We start from the raw sequence: 25,068 nt of genomic DNA on the forward strand, positions 1-25,068 counted from the left end.
TTATTGCGCCGACCGCTCGGCCGGTTTAATCTTTCGCGGTCCTGCTCGACACCCCCGGAGGCGCTGTGTTCGTGTTTCACGAGATGTTCGACGACGCGGACCGGCATGCCGAGGCGCTGCGCGGCTGGAACCAGCGCTACGACCAGATCGGCCCGGGTTCGTACCGCAGCGCGGTCAAGCATGCGATGCTCGACGGCCTGCAGCTGTTCCAGGAAGCCGCGAACGTGCGCATCATCCAGCGCGGCCGGCTGCCGCCCGGCGATACGGTGTTCGGCATGCCGCTCACCGGCGCCGGCGCGTTCGCGTTCGGCGGCGCACGGATCGAACGCGGCACGATGGTGGTGGCACGCGGCGGCGTCCCGTTCGAACTGCATTCGCCCGACGACATGTCGCTGATCGGCGTCGTCGCCGATGCCGACCTGCTGCAGCAGGTCGAGGATGCCGCCGATGTGCGCCTCGACGAAGCGACGCTGCGGCGCGGCGTCGTCGACATGCCGACGGCGGTGCTGATGCGCGCGAGCGTGCAGATCGCGACGCAGCTCGAACGCGTGCTGTCCTCCCCCGAGACATACGCCGACGCACGCGTGCAGCGCGAGCTGCGCGGCGAAGTCGGCAACGTGCTCGTCGATCTGCTCACGTACCGGATGCCCGAGCCGTCGAACCGGCTCACGCATGCATGCCGCGCCGACATCGTGCGCCGCGTGCACGACTACGTGATCGGGCACCCCGAAGCGCCGGTCGACGTGCTGAGCCTGTGCGCGCAGTTGCGCGTGAGCCGGCGCACGATGCAGAACAGCTTCCAGTCGGTCGTCCAGACGAGCCCGTTGCACTATGTGCGCTCGCTGCGCCTGTCGCAGGTGCGACGGATGCTGCTCGACACGCGGCAGGCCGAGGTGCCGATCAGCGATGCCGCCGCGCGCTGGGGCTTCATCCATCTCGGTCATTTCGCGAACGCGTACAAGGCGCAATTCGGCGAACTGCCGTCGACCACCGCGCGCCGTTCCATGCGCGGCACAAAAACGCGCTGACGCGCGCAAAACCCGCGATAATCTCCCGCTGACCGTTCGGCGCGAGCGAACCGGCGCGACGCAGGCCCGCCCGATCGCCTCCCCGTGCGACGCGAGACGACCACCGGATTCGATCCCCTGCCCCGATGCCCGAGGATTTTCACTTCCTGTTGCTGCCCGGTTTCTCCGCGCTCGGCTTCATGTCGGCGGTCGAACCGCTGCGCGTCGCGAACCGCTTTCGCACCGAACTCTATCGCTGGCACGTGATCAGCGCCGACGGCGCGCCCGTCGCCGCGAGCAACGGCATTCCGGTCGCGGCCGAAGCCGCGTGCGCGGACGTCGAGCAGGTCGACACGGTGTTCGTCGTCGCGGGCTTCGATCCGCTCGTGTGCTACACGCGCGCGCTCGGCGACTGGCTGCGCCGCCAGCACCGCCACGGTGCGACGCTCGGCGGCATCGATACGGGCAGCTTCGTGCTCGCGGAAGCCGGGCTGTTCGACGCGTCGCAACCGCTCACGCTGCACTGGGAAGCGCTCGCCGCATTCCGCGAGCGCTATCCGGGCCTGAATGCGACGCAGGAACTGTTCGAGATCGACGACCGGCGCATCACGTGCGCGGGCGGCACCGCGTCGATCGACATGATGCTCGACCTGATCGGCCGCCGGCATGGCGCCGACCTCGCGGCGGCGATCTCCGAGCAGTTCGTCGTCAGCCGCATCCGGCAGCGCTCGGACAGCCAGCGGCTCGAGATCGCCGCACGCTACGGCGTGCACAACCGCAAGCTGATCCAGGTCATCGGCACGATGCAGCAGCACATGGAGAACCCGCTCGGCTCCGACGCGCTCGCGCAGGATGTGTCGATCACGCGGCGCCAGCTCGAACGGCTGTTCAGCGCGACCTTGAACGACACGCCGACGCACTTCTATCTGAACCTGCGCCTCGATCGCGCGCGCGAACTGCTGCAGCAGACCGACATGAGCATCACGTCGGTGTGCGTCGCCTGCGGGTTCGAATCGCCGTCGCATTTCTCGCGCACGTATCGCGCACGGTTCGGAGTCAGCCCGCGCAGCGATCGCCGCGCGACGCGCTGATCGTCGCGGCTTTTAATCACAATCCGGCGCGGTATTACGCGTTCCGGCAGCGTTTCCCGCCGTTCGCTGAACAATGCCGGCGATTGATCGGCCAACCGAGGCGATCATCGAAAATAATTTGGAATGTCGCTGAAAATATTCTGTAACATACCTCGCAATTAGATAGGCAGCCTAACGAGGCGCGCGACGTGCGCGACGCATCTCGTCCCGCACGGGCCGCCACCGATATCAATATCGATCCGAGGGGTAAGACATGACGATGCTCGATTCGCCGTCGCCGCACCTGCCTGCCGTTCGCTTCTCCATCGCCTCTTCCGCCTGTTTCTTTTCGACCTGACATTTAGGTTTCCTTAGTCAGTCGACACTCCCAACACCGCTTCGCCGCACCGGTTCCATCGAACCGGCGCGCGGGCCGTGTCGTGCCTGCGCGCCACGAGCGCGCGGGCGTGTCCAACCGTTGAGATGAGGATCACGTATGCAGACATCACGCAACGCATTGCCGCTCGCCCTGGGTCTTGCGCTCGGCTTCGGCATCGTCGGCGGCACCCTGGCCGATACGAAGGTGTCGAACCCGCAGGCCGCGAGCCTGCGCGAAAGCCTGACGCGCGGCGTCGCGCCGCCGGCCGCGAAATCCGATACGGCCGGCGGGCAGTTCCGCGCGGACGGCGTCGCCGTCACGCTGTACAACCCGGCCTATCGCGCCAGGAAGGCCGCCGCAACGCCCGCCGCGACCGCACGCGACTTCGTCGCATCGCAGGCGGCGCAACTCGGGCTCGACGCGACCGCGCTCGCGAGCCTCGTCGTCACGTCCGAGCGCAACGACGCCGACTTCACCGTCGTACGCCTGCAGCAGCAGGCCGCCGGACTGCCCGTGTACGGCAGCGACATCGCCGTGACGGTCGCGAAGGACGGCCGCATCCTGTACGTCGCGAGCAACACGATCAACGGCGTGGTCGCGACGACGCGCAAGTCGCAGGCCGTCGACCAGCAGCAGGCGCTCGACCGCGCCCGTGCGTATCTCGGCGTGAGCGGCTTCACGCATCTCGACGCGCGGCTCGTCGCGTTCGTCGACCAGGCCGGCACGCACACCGCGTGGAAGGTGCGCGGCCGCCCGCAGGACGGGCCGAAGGGCGACTGGGAATTGCTGATCGATTCGGGCAGCGGCGAAGTGCTGCGCGCCGAGGACAAGGCGTTCTACGCGACCGACGGCACCGGCTTCGTGTTCCGGCCCGATCCGCTGTCGCCGACGAAGAGCAGCTACGGCAGCACGGGCTACAAGGACAACAACGACGCCGATTCGACGCAGCTCACGGCCGCGCGCGTGCGCGTGACGCTGAAGGATCTCGCGCAGTCGGGTTCGCGCTACACGCTGACGGGCCCGTACGCGGCGTGCATCGATTTCGATGCGCCGCTCGACAAGGCATGCCCGTCGCAATCGACGCCCACGTTCGAGTTCACGCGCGGCAACCTGTACTTCGAGGCCGTGAACGCGTACTACCACATCGACACGTTCCTGCGTTACGTGAACCAGACGCTCGGCATCAAGGCGCTCCCGTACCAGTACACCGGCGGCGTGCAGTACGACCCGCACGGCGAATCGGGCGACGACAACTCGTCGTACTCGTCGAGCAGCGGCCGGCTGACCTTCGGTCAGGGCGGCGTCGACGACGCGGAAGATGCGGACGTCGTGATCCACGAACTCGGCCACGGCATCCACGACTGGGTGACGAACGGCGGCCTGTCGCAACAGGAAGGCTTGTCCGAAGGCACCGGCGACTATCTCGCCGCCGCGTACAGCCGCGACTTCAACCAGTGGAGCCCGTCGGACGCGCAGTACCACTGGGTCTACAACTGGGACGGCCACAACGAATACTGGGGCGGCCGCGTGACCAACTGGAACGTCGGGCGCACCTATGCGCAGGCACGCGGCGCGGAGATCCATACGGCCGGCCAGTACTGGGCGTCGTGCAACCTCGTCGCGCGCGACGCGATCGGCGCGCAGGCGATGGACAAGGCGTTCCTGAAGGGGCTGTCGATGACCAACAGCTCGACCAACCAGAAGGCCGCCGCGCAGGCCGTGCTGACGGCCGCATCCGCGCTCGGCTACAGCAACGCGCAGCTCGCCGCGATCGGCAACGCGTACAACAAGAGCTGCACGTACGGCGTGACCGTCCCGCAGAAGTCGTAATTCCGCAGCAGGCGGGAGTGCGGCGCACGACCTGCGGCGCGCTCCCTTCATCGACATCGACATCGCCATCCTCACGAGATCGAACATGCCTACTCTGAAACCGACCCGCCTGAGCGCCGCGCTGGGCGGCATGCTGCTGACCGCCGCCGCGCACGCGACCCCCGTCTGGATCACGCTCGGCGACACCGCGTTGCGCCAGCTTCGGCGCATCGATGCAAGCGTCACCGTGCAATACAGCACGACCGTCGATGCCGGCAAGACGGCCGACGGCGCCGCGCGCCGCGAAACCGTTCACGTCGTCGAGATCGACGATTCACGGCTCGGCGACCTCGCCCATGCCGTCCACCATACGCGCGGCCACGGGCCCGGCTACGTCGTGCACGATTCGTTCGACGACGCGCGGCAGGCACTGCAGCCGCTGCCCTTGACGCTCGCGAAACAGGCGGCGGCGCCTGTGTACAAGGTGTCGAACGCGCCGCAGATCGGTACCTGGATCCAGCAATTGCAGGCCAGCAACATCGTCGGCACGATCACGTCGCTGTCCGGCTTCACGAACCGCTACTACACGACGTCGCACGGCGTCGCCGCGTCGGACTGGCTCGCGCTGCAGTGGAAACAACTGGCCGGCCCACGCGCCGACATCACCGTCGAGCAGTTCGCGCACACCGGCTTTCCGCAGAAATCCGTGATCCTGACGATTCGCGGCAGCGATCCCGCCGCCGGCACGATCGTGCTCGGCGGCCACCTCGATTCGACGGTCGGCCGCACGACGGAGAACACGCGCTCGCCCGGCGCGGACGACGATGCATCGGGCATCGCGAGTCTCACCGAAGCGCTGCGCGTGCTGATCGCGAACGACTACCGGCCGAAACGGACGATCAAGTTCGTCGGGTATGCGGCCGAGGAAGCCGGCCTGCTCGGCTCGAAGGCGATCGCGAAGCAGTTCCGCACGCAGAACGCGAACGTGGTCGGCGTGCTGCAGCTCGACATGACGAACTACAAGGGCGATCCGAAGGATATCTACCTGATCACCGACTACACGAGCGCGGCGCAGAACACCTACCTGACGAACCTGGCGAAGACCTACCTGCCGGAACTCGCGATCGGCACGTCGCAGTGCGGGTACGCGTGCTCGGATCACGCGTCGTGGAATGCGCAGGGTTATCCGGCATCGTTCCCGTTCGAGGCCGACCAGAACGACAGCCCGTATATCCACACGGTGAACGACACGCTGGAGAACTCGGACCGGCAGGCGAACCACGCGCTGAAGTTCGGCAAGCTGGCGCTGGCCTATGCGGTCGATCTCGGCGGGAACGCCGCAACGACGACCAAGCCCTGACCGATCCGCGGCGCGCGGCCGTTCACCGTCACGCCGGAACGGGTGGCGCCGCGCGCCCCCGTTCCGATGCCGCGGGCCCTTCCGGATAGAATCGCCGTTCGACCACTACCGCACCCCGGTGCTCCGCCATGACCGATTTTTCCCGCTCCGTCGACGATCTGTCGCCCGCGCGCGTCACGACCGCGTTCGACCTGCCCGGCCACACGACCGTTCGTTCGCTCGGCGTCGTGCAGGGCATCGTCGTACGCTCGCGCTCGATCGTCGGCTCGTTCGGTGCGTCGCTGCAGACGATCTTCGGCGGCAACATCACGCTCTATACGTCGCTGTGCGAGAAAGCGCGCCAGCAGGCCTTCGACAAGATGCTGACCGACGCGCGCAAGCTCGGCGCGAACGCGATCGTCGCGATGCGCTACGACTCGACCGAAATCGGCTCGGGTGTCACGGAAGTCATCTGCTACGGCACGGCCGTGCGCGTGACGCAGGACGCGTGACGCCCGTCACGCGTCGCGCTCGAGCGATTTCATGTTCGTGAGCTGCGGGAACAGCCGCATCCACGTGAGCGCAACCGCGATCGTCGCCGCGCCTCCGACGACGATCGCCGTCGGCGCGCCCCACCACGCGGCCGTCACGCCCGATTCGAATTCGCCGAGCTGGTTCGACGTGCCGATGAACAGCGCGTTGACCGCGCTCACGCGACCGAGCATGTCGTCGGGCGTGCGCAACTGCACGAGCGACAGGCGCACGACGACGCTGATCACGTCCGACGCGCCGAGCGCGGCCAGCGCGACGAGCGACAGCGCGAAGTGCCGCGACAACCCGAACACGATCGTCGCGATGCCGAACGCGATCACGCCGCCGAACATCGCGCGGCCCGGCCGCCCTTTCAGCGGAAAGCGCGTGAGCCACAGCGTGCCCGCGAGCGCACCGACCGCCGGCGCCGCGCGCAGCGCGCCGAGCCCCCACGGGCCAACCTGCAGGATGTCGCGCGCGTAGATCGGCAGCAGCGCGGTCGCGCCGCCGAACAGCACCGCGAACAGGTCGAGCGACAGCGCGCCGAGGATCGCCGGCTCGCGCCGGATGAACGCGATCCCCGAGAACACCGAGCGCAGCGTGACCGGCTCGCGGGCAGGCGGCGCGCCGCGCAACGGAATCGTGCTGCTCAGCATGGCCGCGATCGCGAATGCGGCGACGCTCGTCCCGAACGCGACGGGCGCACCGACGCCATAGAGGAGCCCCCCGAACGCGGGCCCGAGGATCTGCGCGGCCTGGTTCGCGGACGTCGACAGCGCGGTCGCGCGCGGCAGGTCGGTGCGCGGCACGACGGCCGGCAGCAGCGACGACACCGACGGCGACTCGAACGCGCGCGCCGTGCCGACGATCGCCGCGAGCGCATACACGGCCGGCGCGGCCAGCCACCCTTGCACGGCGCCGAGCAGGAACACGCCGGCGGCCAGCGCCTCGACACCCTGGCAGATCGTCGCGATGCGCCGGCGGTCGTAGCGATCGGCCACCTGCCCGACGACGAGCGTCAGCGCGAACATCGGCACGAACTGCGCGAGCCCGACGAGGCCGAGCGCGAACGCGCTGTGCGTGAGCGCGTAGACATACCAGCCGATCGCAACCGACAGGATCTGGAAAGCCAGGGAAGACATCACGCGCGTGCCCCAGAAACGCTGGAACGGCGCGTGGCGGAACAGGTTGGCGGGTAACGGAGACGGCGAACTGGAGTCGGGTAACGGGGCGGTCATCGGCGAGACGTCATCGAAGGAAGGCCGGCGATCGCCGATACGCGATGCGGCCAAACCGCGATGATAGCTTCAACCGCCGAAACCCTGCCGCACGCCCGGCCGAGGCAGGCGCGGCCGGCATGCGCCGCGCGACGCCGCATCGAATCGCACCATGAAAAAAAAAGCGCGAACCTCGGTTCGCGCCAAAGAGAGATCTCGCTGAAGACGTCGCTGCCCTGCTCCACCCCGCTCAGAACGAATGCCGCATCCCGATCCGCACGTCGGCCTGCGTCTGCGTCGTCGACGGCGTGAAGCTGTAGCCGACCACCGCATCGACGCCCTGCGACGCGCGCAGGTAGTCGCCGGAGATATACACGTCGGTGCGCTTCGACAGCAGGTAATGCAGGCCCGCCGTGCCCTGGTTCCAGTGATGGCCTTCGAAGCGCGTGTGCTGGTAGCCCGCGATCAGGCTGAGCGCCGGCGTGAACTGGTACAGGCCGCCGCCTTCATACACCTGCATGTGCGACGACTGGCCGAAGCCCTTGATCGTCGTGTACGAGAAGTTGGCGTCGAGCGTCAGCTTGCCGATCGTGTAGCTCGAGCCGATGCCGAACGTGCCCTGGCTGTCGACGTCCATCGGCGTGTTCGCGAACAGGTCGGTGCGCGCGCCGGTCGCCGGGTCGACGGTGACGGTCTGCTGGCCGAGGAACGTGTGCGTGCCGATCATCGCGTACGGGTCGAACGCGTAGATACCGTTCGGGTTGTTCAGGCGCGTGTACGCGGCGCCGATCGAGAAGTCGCCCTTCGTGAAGCTCGCGCCCGCGCTCCATGCGCTGTTGCGATGGAAGTTGCCCGCGACGTTGCCGAACGAGTACATCGCGCCGACCTTGAAGCCGTTGAGGTCGTTCGACAGGAACTTCACCGAGTTCGGCAGGCGGTCGCCGTTGAAGCGGTCGAAGTCGCCCTGGTGGATCGCATAGCCGCTGCCCCACGCCGAGATGTTGTAGATCGACACGAGTTCGTTCGTGATGTCGAGCTGGTTGCCGAACGACAGCGTGCCCCAGTCGTTCTGCAGGCCGACATACGCCTGCCGGCCGAATTCGGCGCCGCCGAAGCCGAGTTGACCGTTGCCGAGGCGGAAGCCGCTCTCGAGCGTGAACACGGCTTTCAGGCCGCCGCCCAGGTCTTCGGTGCCCTTCAGCCCGAAGCGGTTCCCGTACGCGACGCCGTCGTCGAACTTGACGACGTGCGAGCCGCCCGTGTTGTTCACGTACGTGATGCCCGCGTCGAGAATCCCGTACAGCGTCACGCTGCTCTGCGCGTGCCCGATGGCGGGAATGCAGGCCGCGCATGCAAGCGCGGCGGCTACGGCAACTTTCGTGTGCTTCATTGTCGACCACCCTCCCTGAACCGTTCGATGGATAGAATCTCGTCCCGGCGCGTGCCGCGATGCGCCGGCGGATTCGAATTCAGACCGCCAGCTGGCTTCGGCATTTCGTTTTCCGCAATAACGCAGCCATTGGCGAAAAATACAAACCCATATTTCTCGCCACCCGTCTGAAGGCGACACTAAATGGTCACGATGCGACCGGTCGGGAAAACACGTAGACGGGCGGCACGGCGAAAACGGCCGCCCGGCGGGAGGGAATCAGCGGCCGTCGAGGGCCGCGCGCACCGCCGGCAGGCCCGGTGCGCCGGCCGCCGTCGTCACGCCGTCCAGCCAGCCGGCGACCAGCGCCGGGTCGGCCTTCAGCGCATGCTGCGCCGCGAGCGCGGGCGACGTCTTGTTGTCGAGCATGTCGGCGATCATCCGGTTCTCGACGTCGACGGAGAAGGTCATCTGCCGGAACAGGCGTGCGAGGTTCGCGCACTGGCCGGCGAACCCGGCACGCGTGACCGTGTTGACCGTCGCGCCGCCGTAGTTCGGGCCGAAGTACGCATCGCCGCCGGACAGATAGGTCAGATGGAACTTCGTGTTCATCAGATGCGGCTCCCAGGCCAGGAACACGATCCAGCGCTTGTCGCGCACCGCCCGCTCGACCTGCGTGAGCATGCCCGTCTCGCTCGATTCGACGAGCGACCAGTTCGACGGGCCGAGCGCGTGGTCGGTGAGCATCCGCTTGATGTTCTGGTTCGCGGGCGCGCCGGGCTCGATCCCGTAGATCTTGCCGCCGAAGCGGTCCGCATGACGCGCGAGATCGGCGAACGTATGCACGCCGGCGGCCGCCACGTAGTCGGGCACCGCGAGCGTGAACTTCGCGCCGCTCAGGTTCGCGTGCAGCACGTCGATCGACTTGTCGTCGACGAACGGCTTCACGAGCGGCGCCTGCGCGGGCATCCAGTTGCCGAGGAACACGTCGACCTGCCCTTTCTTCAGCCCCTGGTACGTGATCGGCACCGACAGGTTCGCTACCTCCTGCCGGTAGCCGAGCGCCTTCAGCACGACACCCGCCATCGCGTTCGTCGCGTCGATGTCGGTCCAGCCGGGCGCCGCCATCTTCACGTCGCCGCACGTCCGAGGGTCGGCCGCCCGTGCGCCCTGCGTCGTCACCAGGCACGCGGCCGCGGCGAGCGCCGCGCCGATCCGGATTGCTGCATTGCATTGCCGTTTCATCGTCCGCTTCCTCCGTCGTTCGTTCATGTTCGCGAGGCGGGACGCTCAGCGCCCGACCCGCGGAAAACGCGCCATCGCCTCGAGCGTGTCGAGTTCGATGTGATTGCGCATGTAACGCTGGCTCGCGTCGGTGAACGGCTGCCAGTCCCACGCCTGGATGCGGCCCTGCGTCGTCGCCGCGTAATGGAAGCGCCGGCGCCGCTGGCTCGCGCGCACCTGCCGGTCGAGCTCGGGCAGGTTCCAGCGCCCCGCGGCTTCCGCGCGGAACGCGGCGAGCACGTCGGCGGCCTCGGGCACGCCGGCCAGGTTCGTCAGCTCGCGCGGGTCGTCCGACAGGTTGTAGAGCTGGTCGGGATCGAGCGGGCAATGCACGTACTTCCAGTCGCCGCGCCGGATCATCACGATCGGCGCGAGCGCGCCTTCCGCGAGGTATTCGCCGAGCGCGACATCGTGCGCGGGCGTGCCGTGCAGGTGCGGCACGAGGCTCGCGCCGTCGACCGGGTCGGGCCAGCCGCCGGCGGGCGCGGCGCCGGCCAGGTCGACGAGCGTCGGCAGCAGGTCGAGATGCGACACGGGCCCGCGCACGCGCGCGGCGCCGAAGCGGCCCGGCGCATGGACGATCAACGGAACGCGGCAGCCGCCCTCGAAGAACGTCATCTTGTACCAGAGCCCGCGCTCGCCGAGCATGTCGCCATGGTCGGACGTGACGATCACGATCGTGTCGTCGGCGAAACCGCACTGCTCCAGCGCGGCCAGCACGCTGCCGAACTGCGCGTCGACATAGAACGTCGCGCCGTAGTACGCATGGCGCGCGGCGCGGATCTGCGCGTCGGTGGGCGGCGTGCGATCGTTCTCGCAGACGACGCGCAGCCGCTGCGAATGCGGATCGCTTTCCGCCGCATCGAGCCGCACGGCCGGCATGTCGATCTCGTCGTCGCGGTACAGATCCCAGTATTCGCGCGTGATCGCGTACGGGTCGTGCGGATGGGTCAGCGACACGACCATGCAGAACGGCCGCGCATCGTGCCCGGCCGCGCGCTCGCGCGCGACGTCGTAGAGCTTCTGCTTCGCGGCGAACGTGACTTCGTCGTCGAAATCGAGCTGGTTCGTGCGCACGCACGGGCCCGCCTCCAGCACCGAGCTCATGTTGTGATACCAGCTCGGCCGCTCGCCCGGCTGGTCCCAGTCGGGCACCCAGCCGAAATCGGCCGGATAGATGTCGGTCGTGAGCCGTTCCTCGAAGCCGTGCAACTGGTCGGGCCCGCAGAAATGCATCTTGCCGGACAGCATCGTCCGGTAGCCGCCCGCGCGCAGGTAGTGCGCGAACGTCAGCGTTTGCGCCGGCAACTCGGCGGCGTTATCGTAGGCGCCGATCCCCGACGGCAGCTTGCCGGTCAGCAGCGAGAACCGCGACGGTGCGCACAGCGGGCTCGCGCAGTAGGCGGCGTCGAACACCACGCCTTGCGCGGCGAGCCGGTCGAGCGTCGGCGTGCGTGCGACGCGGTTGCCGTAGGCCGGCAGCGCGAACGGCGTCAACTGGTCGGCCATCAGGATCAGGATGTTGGGTGTCGGGTTCGTCATGAGCGGTCGTGGGGAAAGCGGTGTTCGAACGGAGCGGCGCGCCGCTCCGGCGGCGGGACGTCCGGCATGACGGAGACGGCCCGCAGAAACCGCCGCGCACGCGGGCCGCGCTGGCTAGAATCGCGGAACGCATTGCCCGGCGGCCGCGAAGCGCGTGTGCCGCACCGTCCGATGCACTATCGCCCGCCCGAATTCGCGCGGGTAGGCGTCCGGCCCTTATGGGGCCATTAGAGAGACTTATGTCGAAACCGGAACCGTTACCGTCGATGCAGGCGCTGCGCGCGTTCGAATCGGCCGCCCGGCTCGCGAGCTTCACGGCCGCCGCGCGCGAGCTGGGCTCGACGCAGCCGGCCGTGAGCCAGCAGGTGTACCAGCTCGAAGCCGAACTGGGCGTGCCGCTGTTCGAGCGCAGCCCGCGCGGCGTCACGCTGACGGCCGACGGCCAGTGCCTGTACGAAGCGGTGCGGCTGAGCCTCGACACGCTGCGCGGCGCGACCGCCACGCTGCGCGCGCGCCGCGAGCACGGCGCGCTCACGATCGTCACCGACTTCGGCTTCGCGACCTACTGGCTGATGCCGCGGCTCGCCGGCCTGAAGCGCGTGATGCCGGACGTCGACGTGCGCGTCGTCACGTCACAGGATTACGACCCGCAGCGCGACCACGCCGACATCGCGGTCCTGTTCGGCGACGGTCACTGGCCGTCGTGCACGGCCGCACGGCTCTTTCCGGAATCGGTCACGCCCGTGTGCTCGCCCGCGTTCCGCGCCGCGCACCGCGACGTCGCGCGGGCCGACCACCTGCTCGCACTGCCGCTGCTGCACGTGCAGCCGACGCGCCCCGAGCGCTGGCTGTCGTGGTCCGGCTGGTTCGACGCGCATGGCCTCGAGCCGCCGCCCGCCGCGCGCGGCGTGACCTTCAACAGCTACGCGCTCGTGATCCATGCGGCGCTGCTCGGCGAAGGCGTCGCGCTCGGCTGGTCGCCGCTCGTCGACGAGCTCGTCGCGTCCGGCCAGCTCGTGAAGCTCGTCGACGCGCCCGTCGTCACGTCGCGCGGCTACTTCCTGGTGCGCCCGCCGCAGCGGCCCGAGCCGGATGCGACCCACGTGTTCCGGCGCTGGCTGCTCGACGCCTGCGCCGGCGTCTGACGGGCCCGGCCGGCCCGCACGCGCTGGCGCGCCGATACCAGCCACACGGCGCGTTGGTTCTATCCGCCCCGGAATCGTCCTGATTTACTTGAGCCTCCCGCTACCCGCGCGGTGCGGCGCCGTCGTGCGCCGCCGCACGGCCGTGCGCCCATGCCAACCGAGGAGTCTCATGACCGCCGAGCACCGCCCCGATCAATTCGTCCTGACGCTGTCGTGCCCGAGCGCGGCCGGCCAGGTCGCCGCCGTCGTCGGCTTTCTCGATCGCCATCGCTGCTACGTCGATGCGCTGAACGTGTTCGACGACGACCTCAGCAACCGCTTCTTCGTACGCTGCGTGTTTCATCCGACAGATGAAACGCTGCAGATCGACGCGCTGCGCCAGGAATTCACGCCGATCGCCGCGAGCCTCGGCGGCGCGCAGGGCGACATGCAATGGGCGATCCATGACGTGAACGCACGGCCGAAGGTGCTGATCATGGTGTCGAAGCTCGAGCACTGCCTCGCGGACCTGCTGTTCCGCTGGCGGATGGGCGAGCTGAAGATGGACATCGTCGGCATCGTGTCGAACCACCCCGATTTCGAGCCGCTCGCCGCCCAGCACGGGCTGCCGTTCCGGCACTTCCCGATCACGGCCGACACGAAGGCGCAGCAGGAAGCGCAGTGGCTCGACTTCTTCGAATCGAGCGGCGCCGAACTCGTGATCCTCGCGCGCTACATGCAGGTGCTGTCGCAGGAAACGAGCGCGAAGCTCGCGAACCGCGCGATCAACATCCATCATTCGTTCCTGCCCGGCTTCAAGGGCGCGAAGCCGTATCACCAGGCGCACACGCGCGGCGTGAAGCTGATCGGCGCGACCGCACACTTCGTCACCGACGATCTCGACGAAGGGCCGATCATCGAGCAGGTCGTCGAGCGCGTCGATCATGCGCTGCGCCCCGAGCAACTGCTCGCGGTCGGGCGCGACGTCGAAAGCCTCACGCTCGCGCGCGCGGTGAAGGCGTTCATCGAACGGCGCGTGTTCCTGAACGGCGATCGGACGGTGGTGTTTTCGTAGGCATGCGAAACGGCGGCCGGCTCGCCCCGTGCCTCACGCCGAGGCGGAAGGCACGCGCGCCGGCGCCGTGCCGATTCCCCGCGCCCGGCGCCGCAGATACAGGTTGTTGAGAATCAGCGCCGCGCCGGTCAACCCGGCGCCCGCGATTTGCGCGCGAGTGGGCACCACGCCCGTGGCGGCGGACACGATGAACGCGGTGATGGGCAGGACGTCCATGAACAGCACGCCGTTCATCGGCCCCAGGATCCGGTTGCCCGTCATCCACAGCAGGATCGCGCCGAAGCCGGCCACCGGCCCCATGTACGCGAGATGCGGCAGCACCGCGTGCACGGCGCCCCATGACGGCGCCGCGATCCGGTGCGTTGCGACCAGCATCAGATTGACCGTGACGATCGTGGTCAGTCCGAGCCACGTCGTGAAGGTCGTGTATTTCAATGCCGACCAGCCGGAGAAACGCGCCGCGCCGAACGTATAGACGACCCAGCACAACGCACCGACGACGATCAGCGCACTGGCCGCATGGTGCTGCGGTTCGTGCAGCGCGGCCACCACGTCGCCGCGCGTGACGACGAGCGCCACGCCGGTGAACGACAGCACCACGAACAGCACCGACACCGGCGCCGGCGGGACGCGCCGCACCAGCGCGTTGAGCAGCAGCCCCATCATCGGCTGGGTCGCCATCATGATCGATGCGGTCAGCGCGCCTTCGTCGCCGGCCAGCTGCTGGCCCAGGAACACGAACGACCCGAACCCGCAAAAGCCGATCGAGCCGAGCAGCCATGCAAGCGGCACCGATTCGCCGGCCGCGCGGAACGCGCCGGGCCCTTCGACGACCCGCAACAACACGAGGAATGCGCTGCCCGCGATCAGGTAGCGCAGCGACGTGAACGTGAATGGATCGATGTGTCGCAACGCGTCGGTCATCACCGGAAACATCACGCCCATCAGGATCGTCGCACCGACACATGCCGCGATCCCCTTCCCGTACGCGCCCGCGGCCGGCACTGCGTTATTTGCGCCATTCATGACCGATCATTCCCAAATTAATTGAACAATGAGGCCGGTGCGGCTGCGCGCAGCGGCGGCGTTTTTTCAGCTGCTTTTTCGAATCGGCTTGCCCGTCAAGGTTTCGACTGCCGTCCGTGGAACACGCATCATTTGAAACTGATCATTCTCAAAATAATCAAAAAATCAGGTCAGCGCCCGCATCGCGATTTCGACGATCGAAGCCAGTTCCGCCTCCGACGCACTCGATTTGCCCAGCACGCGCATGCCCTGGATCAGGCACAGCAGGAACCGGCCAACCTCTTCCGGATCGAGGTTCCGGTCGAAATCGCCCGATTGCTGGCCGCGTGCGACCGCAAGGCTGAATTGCGTGCCGATGCGCAGCAGCGTCGATTCGATGTACGGTCGCAACACGTCGTCGCCGGGTAGCAATTCGACGGCCGAATTCGTGATGAGGCAGCCGCGGCGCTCCGACAGCCGCACGCCGATTTCCGTGTAGTACAGCAGCGCTTCCCTGAGGGCCTGACGCGGCGGCAAGTCCGCCGCGAGACGTTCCTTGAGCCGCGCGATCGCGCCTTCCGCATAACGGTCGAACGCGGCGACCAGCAGCCCGTGCTTGTCGCCGAACGTCCGGTACAGACTGCCGCGAAACACGCCGGTCGCCTCGCACAGCGTATCGATCGACGTCGCGTGATATCCCTGCGCCCAGAACACGCGCGCCGCGGCGTCGATCACCTCGTCGGTGTCGAATTCGCGTGGGCGCCCCCTGTCACGGGAGCCGGGAGAAGTTGGACTCATGAGCCAGGATATTAGAACCGATCATTCTCAAAATCAAGCGTCGTCGCTCGCGGGCGGGCGCCGTGCACGCCGGCCATGCCGCCGGCCCTGAATGACGGAAGCCCGGCCGGTTGCAGCCGATCGGGCTTCGTTGCGGGCGGCGAGATCGCACCGCCGTATGCGGTTTCCGGGTGATGTGCGCCGTTACACGGCCTGACGCGTCACTTCACCCATGCGAGGTAATACGACAGCCAGATCGTCAGCCCCGCGCCGATCAGCGCGGCATACGGCATCAGGTTCAGCCACATCGCGCGCTTCGGCACTTCGAGCTCCATGTCGCGCTGCATCTGCTCGGGGAAGCGGCCGCGATCCTGCCAGTAGTGGCGATACAGGAAGACCGGCACGATCAGCAGCATCGCGATCAGTCCGTTGCGCAACGTGCCTTCGCCCTGCAGGTTCGCACCCGCGCCGACGTAGACGAGGTTCGCGTAGCCGCAGATCGAGCCTGCGACGAGCAGCCAGGTCGGGCAGCGGAACGGCCGATCCCAGTTGCCGCGATCCATCCGGTGGATCCAGCCCGACTGGAGATTCAGGAATACGAACAGCATGTAGCAGACGTTCGAGATCGACAGCACCGTCATGTAGTCCGACATCATCAGCAACACGAGGTTGAAGCCGAGGTCCGTCCACATCGCGCGGGTGGGCGAGCCGTGCTCGTTCACGTGCGACAGGTACTTCGGCAGCCAGCCGTCGACCGATGCCTGGTACAGCGTGCGCGACGAGCCCATCATCGACGTCATCACGATCAGCAGGATCGACAGCATCAGCATCACGACGACCGCATTCGCGACCCACGCGCCGCCGCCGACGATCTTCGCCATCGCGGCCGCGACACCCGTGCCGTCGCCGATCGACGGATCGAGCATCGCCTGCGTGCCGAGCGCGCCCTGGAACGCCATCGGCACGAGCGTCATCACGACGAGGCACAGCGCGCCCGACCAGAAGATCGCCTTCGCGGTATCGCGGCGCGGATCGCGGAATTCACGCGTGTAGCAGACGGCCGTCTCGAAACCATACGACGCCCAGCCGGCCATGAACATCGCGCCGAGCGCCATCGTGACGCCCTGCCCGTTCCACGAACCGAACGTCGCGGTCGTGAGGTTGCCTTGCGCGTCGTGACCGAGCGGCAGCAGCGGAAGCAGGTTCGACATCGGCACGTCGCCGGTGACGAACGGCACGATGCCGACGATCAGCAGCGGCGTGAGCGACGCGATGCCGAGGATGCGCTGCGTGCGTGCCGCCTTCGATGCGCCGCTGTGCTGAAGCTTGAACGTGATGAGAAGCAGGATCGTCGCGATGATGAACGTCGCATTGATCCGCAGGGACAAACCCGGCTTGATGAAACCGAGATCCGCGATCTTGAGCTGCCATTGCAGCACCGCCGCGTTGGCGGGAAAGAGACTCGTGAGCGCATAGCTCGCCGCGAGGCCGCAGCCGAGCGCAAGCATCGGCGACCACGCGAGCCAGTTGCACCACACGGAAACCGGGGCAATCAGCTTGCTGTAACGGACCCATCCGATCGCGCCATATACGGACGCGCCACCCGATTTATGAGGAAATAGCCCCGAGATTTCCGCATAAGTCGCGCTTTGAATCAGCCCCATCGTGATCGCGGCGATCCAGATCGCCCACGCGGGCTGGCCGATCGTCGCGCATACGCCGCCGATCGTGAACAGCACGCCTGCCGGCACGCCGCTCGTCACCCAAAATGCGTCTTTCCAGGTCAGGCCACGATGCAGCGTGTGGCCCGTCGAATCATGTGAGATGGTTGCCTCAACGTCACTGGTGCGATTCGCACGCAGTCCTGCCTGACTCATCCAATTCCTCCTCTCGATCGGAGTTGGCGCTTTAGCGCTTACTCTGGTTCGATGCAAGCTGTGATGATTTTGCACAAGCGCCGTAGTGTAACAATTTACGGGCTTTTTTGCAGAATCCGAAAAAGAATTCCGGGATATGGCCGCATTGAATCTCGATTATTTCGGATTCCTGCAAACCATTCCCGGCATGTTTTTATGATGATTCGTACGACGTATTGGGTGACGCTTACTGCGCGCCTTCCGTCCACGCATTCACGCGGTCCGGATGCGCGGCAATCCACGCGTCCGCGGCCGCTTCCGGCTTCGAACCGTTCTGGATCGCCAGCATCACGCTGTCGATTTCACCCGGCTTCCACTGGAATTTCTTCAGGAACGCGACGACCGGCTTGGCCTTGGTTTCGAGCCCCGGATTCACGACGCTGTCGACGTGCTCCGCGCCGCCGAACACCTTCTTCGGATCCTCGAGGAAGCGCAGCTTCCACTTCGCGAACATCCAGTGCGGCGCCCAGCCCGTCACGATGACCGGCTTGCTCGCACCGACCGAACGCGACAGCTCGGCCGTCATCGCGCTGCCCGAACTCGGCATCAGCGTGTAGTTCAGCCCGTAGCTCTTGATCGCGTCGTCGGTCTTGCGCATCACGCCGGCGCCCGCATCGATGCCGACGATCCGGCCGCCGAAGCTGGCCTTCTCCGCATTCAGGTCGTCGATGCTCTTCGCCTTCACGTACGCCGGCACGATCAGGCCGATCTTCGCATCGGGAAAATTCGCGCCGAGGTCGACGACCTTGGCCTTGTATTCATCCCAGTAGGAGCCGTGCGTGACCGGCAGCCACGCGGACAGCGTCGCATCGAGGTCGCCGCGCGCGACACCCTGCCACATGATCCCGGCCGCGACCGGCACGAGCTTCACCTCGTAGCCGAGCTTCTTCTCGATGACGCGAGCCGCGACGTTGGACGTCGCGACGCTGTCGTCCCAGCCTTCGACGTAGCCGATCTTCAGCGTCGGCTTCGTATCGGCGAGTGCCGACGTGCTCAGCGCCACCATCGCCGACAGTGCGCCGGTCCACAACAGTTTTCCGAACAGTTTCATGGTCGATCTCCTTGATAAGCGCACCGTGCGCGTTGTCTCTCTAGGTTCTTCAACCACAAATCCGCGGTATCGTTGTTTTCCGACGGATGCTTGTCCGGACGCGACGTGTCCGGACAAGCGCCGACACATCGCGACTACTTGTCGATCACGAGATCCGACAGCGGCTTGCTGCAGCACAGCAGCACCATTCCCTGGTCGATCTCGCGCTGGCGGATGCCGCCGTTGTGCTTCATTTCGACTTGCCCCGACACGAGCTTCACCTTGCAGGTGCCGCACATGCCCTGCGTGCACGAGGCCGGCAGCCGCACGCCCGACTGGCGCGCCGCGTCGAGCACGTGCTGCTCCGAGCCGCACGAAATCTCGCGGTTGCTCTTCGCGAAGCTGACGGTGTACTGCTTCGTGTCGGTGTCGCCGCCTTCGGCCGGCGGTACGAGATCGGCAAGCAGCTCGTCGCTCGCGGTCTGCGCGAGCGTCTCGAACGAGAAGCTTTCCTCGTGATACTGCTTGCGATCGAAACCGGCTTCGTCGAGCAGGTCGCGCACGGCCTTCATGTACGGCGCGGGGCCGCACGTGAAGACCTCGCGCTCCATGAAGTCCGGTGCGATCAGCTTCAGCAGCGGCAGCGTCAGGAAGCCCGTGACACCCGGCCAGTTCGTGCGCGCGCCCACGCGCTCGACGACGAACGACGTGCGGAAGTTCGCATGGTTCGACGCGATCAGGTCCAGCTCGCGCGCGAAGATGATGTCGTCCGGCGTGCGCGCACTGTGCACGAACAGGATGTCGCGATCTTCCGCGAGATCGTGGTGCGCGCGGCTCATCGACATCAGCGGCGTGACGCCCGAGCCGGCCGACAGGAACAGGTACTTGCGCGCCGGATGCCGGGCGCACGTGAACTCGCCGGCCGGGCCGAGCACGCGCACCGAGGCGCCGGGCTGCAGGTTGTCGTGCAGCCAGTTCGACACCTTGCCGCCCGGCACGCGCTTCACCGTGATCGACACCGTGTGCGGTCGCGCCGGCGACGACGAGATCGTGTAGCAGCGGTTGATCGTTTCGCCGTCGATGTCGAGCTCGAGCGTGAGGAACTGCCCGGGCTCGAACGAGAACGTGCGGCCCTGCGGCGAACGGAAGAAGAAGCTCTTCACGTCGTGCGTTTCCTGCCGCACGTGACAGCACACCAGCGTTTCCTCGACGTCGCTCGTCCAGCGCTCGGGCAGGCCGTTCCAGAATGCCGGGCGCGTGACCCGGCTGTCCGTCGGCTCGAAATTGGCCGCGTCTCGCATCATGTCAGCCTCCGCAGGGCCGCCCCAAGGAGGCTGACCGCCCCCGTGGGGGGCAGGGAACGCAGTGAGCGTGGGGATCGTTTCATCAGTTGCTCCGCTTGTCCGCTGCTATGACCTATTCGCCGGTTTTTTCGGCGAGCCGGCCGATGTACCATGCCGAGAATTTTTCGACGAGACCTTCCGTGTACGGCGAATACGGGCCCGGCTCGTACGCGCTGCTGCTCGCGCCGCGCTGCGAGAACTCGACGAGCGCGCGATCCTGGTCGTTGGTCGCGTTCCACACGGCCGTCAGGTTCTTCACGTCGTAGTCGATGCCTTCCTTCGCGTCCTTGTGCACGAGCCACTTCGTGCGCACGAGCGTCTTGCCGGCCGACAGCGGGATCACCGAGAACGTCACGATGTGATCGCTCATGAAGTGGTGCCACGAGTTCGGCTGCGTCCAGAACGACAGGCCGCCGAGGTCGGCCTTGTCGAAGCCGCCGAGCAGCTTCTTCGACGCGACCTTCGCGTCGAGCGTCTGCGATTCGCCGCTGCGGTCGAGCGGCAGGCGCTGCGTGCGGAAACCCGTCACGTCGAGCAGCTTCTCGATTTCGGCGGACGGCAGGCCCATCTCGGCCCACTCCTTGCCGCGCCGCACGCACGTTTCGGCGAATGCGTCCATGCCTTCGGCGTTCGCGTCGGAACGCTGGTAGCCGAAGCCGTATTCGTACAGCGAGATCGTCAGCTCCGGATGGTTCGCGACGCAGTGATAGCACTCGCGGTTGTTCTCCATCGTGAGCTTCCAGTTGCCTTCCTCGATGATGTCGATCTGCGCGGCGATCTTCGTGCTCGGCAGATCGTGCGGCAGCAGGTACGGCTCCATCTCGGCGCGCATCTGCGCGAAGTCGACCGGCGGCTCGTCGGCGAGGCAGATGAAGATCAGGCCCGCGAGGTTCTCGACGTGCACCGACTTCAGGCTGTGCTTGCAGCGGTCGAACTTCTCGCCCATGTGCTCGGCGAACATCAGCTGGCCCGTCAGGTTGTAGGTCCAGCTGTGGTACGGGCACACGATGTTGCCGACCGAACCCTTGTCCTCGTTGCAGAGGCGCGCGCCGCGGTGACGGCACACGTTGTGGAACGCGCGGATCGCCATGTCGTCGTCGCGCACGATCAGGATCGAATCGCTCCCCAATTGGACCGTCACGTAGTCGCCCGGCTCGGGAATGTCCGGTTCGACCGCCACCTGGATCCAGTGCTGGCGGAAAATCGCCTCCATGTCGAGCGCGAAGATGTCCTCGCTCGTGTAGAACGGCGCCTCGAGGCTGTGCCCTTCCTTGCGCCGCTCGATCAGTGCACGAATGTCTGCCGATACTTTCATCGTTTGCTCCGGATTCCTTGCATCCCTGGGTTCTTGCCGACAGGCATCAAAATCAGTAGTCGATGAGCTGATGCTCGCGCAAATACGCGAGGATCACTTGTGCTTTTTCGACCGAACTCCCTTCATTTACGACGTTGCCGCCCCGGCTTTCGGTCGTCGTCGCGGACAGCATCCGGGCATGCCCGGAACGCTTCTCGGCGGCGACCAGCTTGACGGGCTTACGCTCGACCGGGCCGACCGTCCACGCGGCCGCGTCGGCGTCCGCGCCGGGCGCCGCAAGCGCCGGCCGGATCGCGCCGGCGCGCAGCCGCGCATACGCGTAGCGCGGCTCGGCATTGGCGAGCGGATGGACGGCAATCACGGCCGGCAGCGCGGCATCGACGCGCCGCCGCAACCCTTTCGGCAAAAATTGCCGGACAGCCGCGCGGCCGCCTTCGACCGTCACGTCGACGGCCGAGCCGACCAGCGGATAACCGAGCGCCGCGGCGATGCGGTACGGCAGCATCCCGGTGTCGTACGCGCCCTCGGCGCGCGTGCCGGTCAGCACGAGGTCGTAGCCTTCGATACGCGCGGCGAGCGCGTGGACGGCATCGTCGCCGTCGCGGCAGGCCAGCACTTCGACCTCCCGCGCGCCGAGCGCGAGATATTCGGCCAGCGCCGCATTCGCGGGATCGCCGGCATGGATCACGTCGAGCGTCGCGCGATGCTGCTCGGCGAGCTGGCGACCGGTTTCGAGCGCGGCCGCGTCGTTACGGCTGTAGCGCGCGACGCCGCTGACCGGATGCCGGCCGACGGACACGAGCACCGCGATGCGTTGCAAGAGGCGGGGGGCGTTCATGCGGCCACTCCTTCCGGTTCACGGGCGCCGACCGCGGCCGGCGATTCGCCGCGCGCGGCACGCGCGGCCTGTACCTGTTCGATCAGCGCGGCGATCGTCGCCTGCGCGTCGCCAACCACCGTCAGGTTCGCGCGCTTCGCGATCGGCGCACTGCCGTCGAGGTTCACCGCGATCACGTGGCGGCAGTCCTTGATCCCCTGCAAGTGCTGTACCGCACCGGAGATGCCGAACGCGATGTACACGCTTGCCTCGACCGTCTTGCCGGTCGCGCCGACCTGCTTGTCGCGCGTGAAGTGGCCGTTGTCGACCGCGACACGGCTCGCGCCGATCGCCGCGCCGAACGCACCGGCCAGCTGCTCGAACGCGCCGATGTCCGACACGCCGTTGCCGGCCGACACGATGAAGTCGGCTTCCTCGAGCGCGACCTGGGCCGCGTCGATTTCTTCCAGGCCGAGATCGCGGTACGGCTGCGCGGCGTCATGCGCCGGGCGGATGAAATCGGCGGCCAGCCGTTCGCCCGCGCCGACGAACGGCAGCTTCGCGTCGGCCGCGTTCGGCGCAAGCAGGATCACGTCGGGCAGCGCACGCGTGGCAAACGCCCGCCCGGCCTGCGCATATGCGCCGACATGCTTCGCGTCGATCTCGACGACGTGGGTCGCGACGCTCGCGCCGGCGGCCGCCGCGTAACGCCGGCCAAGATCGCCGTCGCCCGTCGCGTTGTCGGGCACGAACACGTGTTTCGGTGCGAGCGCGGCCACACAGGCCTGCAACGCTTGCAATTCGCTTTCGGGATCGAACGCGCGGCGATCGAAGCCGGTCAGCTCGAGCAGCTTGTCGACGCCGAGTTCGGCCGCATCGTCCTTCAATTCGCCGAACGCGAGCAGCGCGACTTCGGTTTGCGCATCGGCGAGCACGGCGGCGGCGGCGATCGCCTGCCGCGCATGGTCGTCGAGCGCGCCGCGCTCACAGTGCGCGACCACCAGCATCACGTGTTTCGGATCCTGCAGCGCGCGGCGCGGCTTCGCGGCCACCGCGCCATGGCCGTGCACGGACCCGTGCGCGGCGTTCGCATCGGCGCTGCCTTCCTCGCCGAGCGTGATGCGCTTCAGGCCGGCGGCCGTGATGATGAACGGCCGGCGCGGATCGATTCGTTTGATCGTATTCATCGATTCACTCCAGCGAGGCGGCGACGAGTTCGGCGACGTCGAGCACGTCGGGGCGCGGGCCCACGACGCCTTCGAGCATGGCCGTGCAGTTCGGGCATGCAACCGCGACCACGTCCGCGCCGATCGTGCGTGCGTCGGCGATGCGGATGTCGGGAATGCGCTGCTTGCCGGGGATGTCGGTCAGCGGCGCGCCGCCGCCACCGCCGCAGCAGCGCCCGCGCATGCCGTTGCGCTCCATCTCGACGACCTGGATGCCGATCGTCTTCAACAGCTTGCGCGGCGCTTCCGTCTCGCCGTTGTAGCGGCCGAGGTAACACGGGTCGTGATACGTCGTGCGCTTTTCCTGCAGCGACTCGACGGCCTTCGGCGCGATCTTGCCGCTGTCGGCGAGTTCGGCGAGATAGGTCGTGTGATGCTTGACCGTCACGCGCAGCCCGAGCGCACGGTATTCGTTGCGCAGGCTGTGCATCACGTGCGGGTCGGCCGTCACGATCTGCTTGTACGACAGCGTGCCGAGCGTGCCGATCAGGCGCTTCGCCATCTGCTGGAAGGTCGCTTCATCGCCGAGCCGGCGTGCGACGTCGCCCGTGTCGGTCTCGGTCGAGCCGAGCACCGCGTAGTCGACGCCCGCCTTGTTCAGCACCTTGACGAACGCGCGCAGCGTGCGCTGGTAGCGCATGTCGAATGCGCCTTCGCCCGCGACGAACAGCACGTCGACCGGCTTGCCCGGCTGCGCGACGGGCGCGCTCAGGTCGACCGACCAGTCGTAGCGCGCGGCCGTGTCGTAGCCGCCCATCGTGCCCGTTTCACGCAGGTTCGCGAGCACTTCCTGGCCCTTGCCGGGCACCGTGCCGTGCACGAGCGTGCGATTGCGGCGCATGTCGACGATCGCGTCGACGTGTTCGATCAGCATCGGGCACTCCTGCACGCACGCGCGGCAGGTCGTGCACGACCACAGCGTCTGCTCCTCGATCAGCCCCGACACGATCGGGCCGTTCGGCTCGCCGCGATGCTGGCCGACCGCGAGGCCCGGCGACGGGCTGCCCGCGTATGCCGCATCGGTACCGCCGGCCATCCCGACGACGAGATCCTGGATCAGCTTCTTCGGGTTCAGCGGCTGGCCCGACGCGAACGCGGGGCACGCGGCCTCGCACTTGCCGCACTGCACGCAGGCGTCGAAACTCAGCAGCTGGTTCCAGCGGAATTCGACCGGCTTCGCGACACCGTATTCCTGATGCTCGATGTCCGGCAGCTTCAGCGCGGTCGGCGGCGTGGCCGTGCCGTTGCCGGTGAACGATTCGCGCGTGGCGGCGAAACGCTCCTGGCGCGGGTGGAACGCGAGGTGCAGCAGGCCGGCGATCGCATGCTTCATCGGGCCGCCCTTCGCGGCGCCGATCGTCATCGTGAACGCGCCGACGCCGATCAGCAGCGCGCAGAGCACCGCGAACGCACCCGACATCGCGCCGGTCGGCACCAGCATGAACAGCACGAGGCCGAGCGCGAACGAGCCGAGCAGCCAGGGCAGCGTGTTCCACGGGCCTTTCGACAGTCGCGCGGGCACGTCCCGGGCCGCGCGGCGGCGCCACACGAACACCGCGCCAACCAGCATCGCGAGCGCCGCGAGGAAAATCAGCTTGTCGAGCCAGGGCGAATAGATCGCGAGGCCGTAGTTGACGAACACCAGCGCCAGCGCGCCGATCGCGCCGCCGGCCGTCGCGACGTGCGTCTTCGCGATGTACGGATCGCGGGCGACCACGTGGTGCAGGTCGACGAAATAGCGCTTCGGAATCGCGAACAGGTTCGCGACGCCGAACGAGCCGGGCGCCGTGGCGCGGCCCAGGCGCCAGTAGGACGAGCGCTTCGCGACCGCGAACGCGAGCCCCGCCACCGACAGCCACAACAGGGCGGTAATGAGGAAGGACGGGTTCATCG

The 25,068-nt window shown here is 67.4% G+C and carries 20 protein-coding genes; 7 read left to right on the forward strand and 13 right to left on the reverse strand.

Annotation, left to right across the window (positions count from 1 at the left end):
* Window positions 1-65 precede the first annotated feature (65 nt).
* The 5 genes from VXM69_RS12735 (at window position 66) to VXM69_RS12755 (ending at window position 6,116) form a co-directional block, all read left to right on the forward strand.
* On the forward strand, window positions 66-1,028 hold the full coding sequence (locus VXM69_RS12735) for a helix-turn-helix domain-containing protein (protein ID WP_034186109.1): 963 nt from the start codon (window positions 66-68) through the stop codon (window positions 1,026-1,028).
* 125 nt (window positions 1,029-1,153) lie between these two features.
* Window positions 1,154-2,098: a GlxA family transcriptional regulator gene (locus VXM69_RS12740; protein ID WP_034186108.1), complete on the forward strand. Its 945-nt coding sequence runs from the start codon at window positions 1,154-1,156 to the stop codon at window positions 2,096-2,098.
* Window positions 2,099-2,573: 475 nt separating this feature from the next.
* Window positions 2,574-4,286 carry a M36 family metallopeptidase gene (locus VXM69_RS12745; RefSeq protein ID WP_367188704.1) on the forward strand — a complete coding sequence of 571 codons (1,713 nt, stop codon included), beginning with the start codon at window positions 2,574-2,576 and terminating at the stop codon, window positions 4,284-4,286.
* Between the two features lie 85 nt (window positions 4,287-4,371).
* Window positions 4,372-5,625, forward strand: a complete 1,254-nt coding sequence (locus VXM69_RS12750; protein WP_367188705.1) for a M20/M25/M40 family metallo-hydrolase — start codon at window positions 4,372-4,374, stop codon at window positions 5,623-5,625.
* Between the two features lie 128 nt (window positions 5,626-5,753).
* Window positions 5,754-6,116, forward strand: coding sequence for a YbjQ family protein (locus VXM69_RS12755; protein WP_034186105.1), 363 nt, complete (start codon window positions 5,754-5,756; stop codon window positions 6,114-6,116).
* Between the two features lie 6 nt (window positions 6,117-6,122).
* On the opposite strand, the gene VXM69_RS12760 is transcribed toward VXM69_RS12755, so the two are convergent.
* The 4 genes from VXM69_RS12760 to betC form a co-directional block, all read right to left on the reverse strand.
* Window positions 6,123-7,373 (reverse strand): MFS transporter, encoded by a 1,251-nt coding sequence (locus tag VXM69_RS12760; protein WP_034186104.1) that lies wholly within the window; start codon window positions 7,371-7,373, stop codon window positions 6,123-6,125.
* A 229-nt stretch (window positions 7,374-7,602) separates the two neighbouring features.
* Window positions 7,603-8,742, reverse strand: a complete 1,140-nt coding sequence (locus VXM69_RS12765; protein WP_034186103.1) for a porin — start codon at window positions 8,740-8,742, stop codon at window positions 7,603-7,605.
* Between the two features lie 258 nt (window positions 8,743-9,000).
* Complete coding sequence (gene choX / locus VXM69_RS12770) at window positions 9,001-9,966, reverse strand: choline ABC transporter substrate-binding protein (protein WP_034186214.1); 966 nt, start codon at window positions 9,964-9,966, stop codon at window positions 9,001-9,003.
* Window positions 9,967-10,011: 45 nt separating this feature from the next.
* Entirely contained in the window at window positions 10,012-11,547 is a 1,536-nt protein-coding gene (gene betC, locus VXM69_RS12775) for a choline-sulfatase (protein ID WP_367188706.1), read from the reverse strand.
* Window positions 11,548-11,786: 239 nt separating this feature from the next.
* Between betC and VXM69_RS12780 the strand changes: the two genes are divergently transcribed.
* Window positions 11,787-12,692, forward strand: coding sequence for a LysR family transcriptional regulator (locus VXM69_RS12780; protein WP_124669619.1), 906 nt, complete (start codon window positions 11,787-11,789; stop codon window positions 12,690-12,692).
* A 169-nt stretch (window positions 12,693-12,861) separates the two neighbouring features.
* Complete coding sequence (purU, locus tag VXM69_RS12785) at window positions 12,862-13,746, forward strand: formyltetrahydrofolate deformylase (protein WP_034186100.1); 885 nt, start codon at window positions 12,862-12,864, stop codon at window positions 13,744-13,746.
* A 33-nt stretch (window positions 13,747-13,779) separates the two neighbouring features.
* Here the strand turns inward: purU and VXM69_RS12790 are convergent, their stop codons facing one another.
* From VXM69_RS12790 to VXM69_RS12830, 9 genes are all read right to left on the reverse strand, one after another.
* On the reverse strand, window positions 13,780-14,772 hold the full coding sequence (locus tag VXM69_RS12790; protein WP_367188707.1) for a DMT family transporter: 993 nt from the start codon (window positions 14,770-14,772) through the stop codon (window positions 13,780-13,782).
* Between the two features lie 165 nt (window positions 14,773-14,937).
* A complete protein-coding gene (locus tag VXM69_RS12795) occupies window positions 14,938-15,549 on the reverse strand; it encodes a TetR/AcrR family transcriptional regulator (RefSeq protein ID WP_069705485.1) in 612 nt (203 codons plus the stop codon).
* A 200-nt stretch (window positions 15,550-15,749) separates the two neighbouring features.
* Window positions 15,750-17,405 (reverse strand): APC family permease, encoded by a 1,656-nt coding sequence (locus VXM69_RS12800; protein ID WP_034186097.1) that lies wholly within the window; start codon window positions 17,403-17,405, stop codon window positions 15,750-15,752.
* 226 nt (window positions 17,406-17,631) lie between these two features.
* Window positions 17,632-18,495, reverse strand: coding sequence for a glycine betaine ABC transporter substrate-binding protein (locus VXM69_RS12805; RefSeq protein WP_175903607.1), 864 nt, complete (start codon window positions 18,493-18,495; stop codon window positions 17,632-17,634).
* A gap of 134 nt (window positions 18,496-18,629) precedes the next feature.
* Window positions 18,630-19,778, reverse strand: a complete 1,149-nt coding sequence (locus VXM69_RS12810) for a hybrid-cluster NAD(P)-dependent oxidoreductase (RefSeq protein ID WP_124607601.1) — start codon at window positions 19,776-19,778, stop codon at window positions 18,630-18,632.
* Window positions 19,779-19,890: 112 nt separating this feature from the next.
* Window positions 19,891-21,132, reverse strand: a complete 1,242-nt coding sequence (locus VXM69_RS12815; protein ID WP_034186094.1) for an SRPBCC family protein — start codon at window positions 21,130-21,132, stop codon at window positions 19,891-19,893.
* A 52-nt stretch (window positions 21,133-21,184) separates the two neighbouring features.
* Window positions 21,185-21,970 (reverse strand): electron transfer flavoprotein subunit beta/FixA family protein, encoded by a 786-nt coding sequence (locus tag VXM69_RS12820; protein ID WP_034186093.1) that lies wholly within the window; start codon window positions 21,968-21,970, stop codon window positions 21,185-21,187.
* Window positions 21,967-23,136, reverse strand: coding sequence for an electron transfer flavoprotein subunit alpha/FixB family protein (locus tag VXM69_RS12825; protein ID WP_124669615.1), 1,170 nt, complete (start codon window positions 23,134-23,136; stop codon window positions 21,967-21,969). The genes VXM69_RS12820 and VXM69_RS12825 overlap by 4 nt, the downstream gene beginning before the upstream one ends.
* A gap of 4 nt (window positions 23,137-23,140) precedes the next feature.
* Entirely contained in the window at window positions 23,141-25,066 is a 1,926-nt protein-coding gene (locus VXM69_RS12830; RefSeq protein WP_124607599.1) for a (Fe-S)-binding protein, read from the reverse strand.
* Window positions 25,067-25,068 lie beyond the last annotated feature (2 nt).

The organism is Burkholderia sp. Ed8, assembly GCF_040761425.1.
Lineage (GTDB): Bacteria > Pseudomonadota > Gammaproteobacteria > Burkholderiales > Burkholderiaceae > Burkholderia > Burkholderia seminalis.

Coding starts and splice junctions, on each gene's coding strand:
- VXM69_RS12740 (WP_034186108.1), top strand. CDS start 1,154: ATGCCCGAGGATTTTCACTTCCTGTTGCTGCCCGGTTTCTCCGCGCTC.
- VXM69_RS12745 (WP_367188704.1), top strand. CDS start 2,574: ATGCAGACATCACGCAACGCATTGCCGCTCGCCCTGGGTCTTGCGCTC.
- VXM69_RS12750 (WP_367188705.1), top strand. CDS start 4,372: ATGCCTACTCTGAAACCGACCCGCCTGAGCGCCGCGCTGGGCGGCATG.
- VXM69_RS12755 (WP_034186105.1), top strand. CDS start 5,754: ATGACCGATTTTTCCCGCTCCGTCGACGATCTGTCGCCCGCGCGCGTC.
- VXM69_RS12760 (WP_034186104.1), bottom strand. CDS start 7,373: ATGACCGCCCCGTTACCCGACTCCAGTTCGCCGTCTCCGTTACCCGCC.
- VXM69_RS12765 (WP_034186103.1), bottom strand. CDS start 8,742: ATGAAGCACACGAAAGTTGCCGTAGCCGCCGCGCTTGCATGCGCGGCC.
- choX (WP_034186214.1), bottom strand. CDS start 9,966: ATGAAACGGCAATGCAATGCAGCAATCCGGATCGGCGCGGCGCTCGCC.
- betC (WP_367188706.1), bottom strand. CDS start 11,547: ATGACGAACCCGACACCCAACATCCTGATCCTGATGGCCGACCAGTTG.
- VXM69_RS12780 (WP_124669619.1), top strand. CDS start 11,787: ATGTCGAAACCGGAACCGTTACCGTCGATGCAGGCGCTGCGCGCGTTC.
- purU (WP_034186100.1), top strand. CDS start 12,862: ATGACCGCCGAGCACCGCCCCGATCAATTCGTCCTGACGCTGTCGTGC.
- VXM69_RS12790 (WP_367188707.1), bottom strand. CDS start 14,772: ATGAATGGCGCAAATAACGCAGTGCCGGCCGCGGGCGCGTACGGGAAG.
- VXM69_RS12795 (WP_069705485.1), bottom strand. CDS start 15,549: ATGAGTCCAACTTCTCCCGGCTCCCGTGACAGGGGGCGCCCACGCGAA.
- VXM69_RS12800 (WP_034186097.1), bottom strand. CDS start 17,405: ATGAGTCAGGCAGGACTGCGTGCGAATCGCACCAGTGACGTTGAGGCA.
- VXM69_RS12805 (WP_175903607.1), bottom strand. CDS start 18,495: ATGAAACTGTTCGGAAAACTGTTGTGGACCGGCGCACTGTCGGCGATG.
- VXM69_RS12810 (WP_124607601.1), bottom strand. CDS start 19,778: ATGATGCGAGACGCGGCCAATTTCGAGCCGACGGACAGCCGGGTCACG.
- VXM69_RS12815 (WP_034186094.1), bottom strand. CDS start 21,132: ATGAAAGTATCGGCAGACATTCGTGCACTGATCGAGCGGCGCAAGGAA.
- VXM69_RS12820 (WP_034186093.1), bottom strand. CDS start 21,970: ATGAACGCCCCCCGCCTCTTGCAACGCATCGCGGTGCTCGTGTCCGTC.
- VXM69_RS12825 (WP_124669615.1), bottom strand. CDS start 23,136: ATGAATACGATCAAACGAATCGATCCGCGCCGGCCGTTCATCATCACG.
- VXM69_RS12830 (WP_124607599.1), bottom strand. CDS start 25,066: ATGAACCCGTCCTTCCTCATTACCGCCCTGTTGTGGCTGTCGGTGGCG.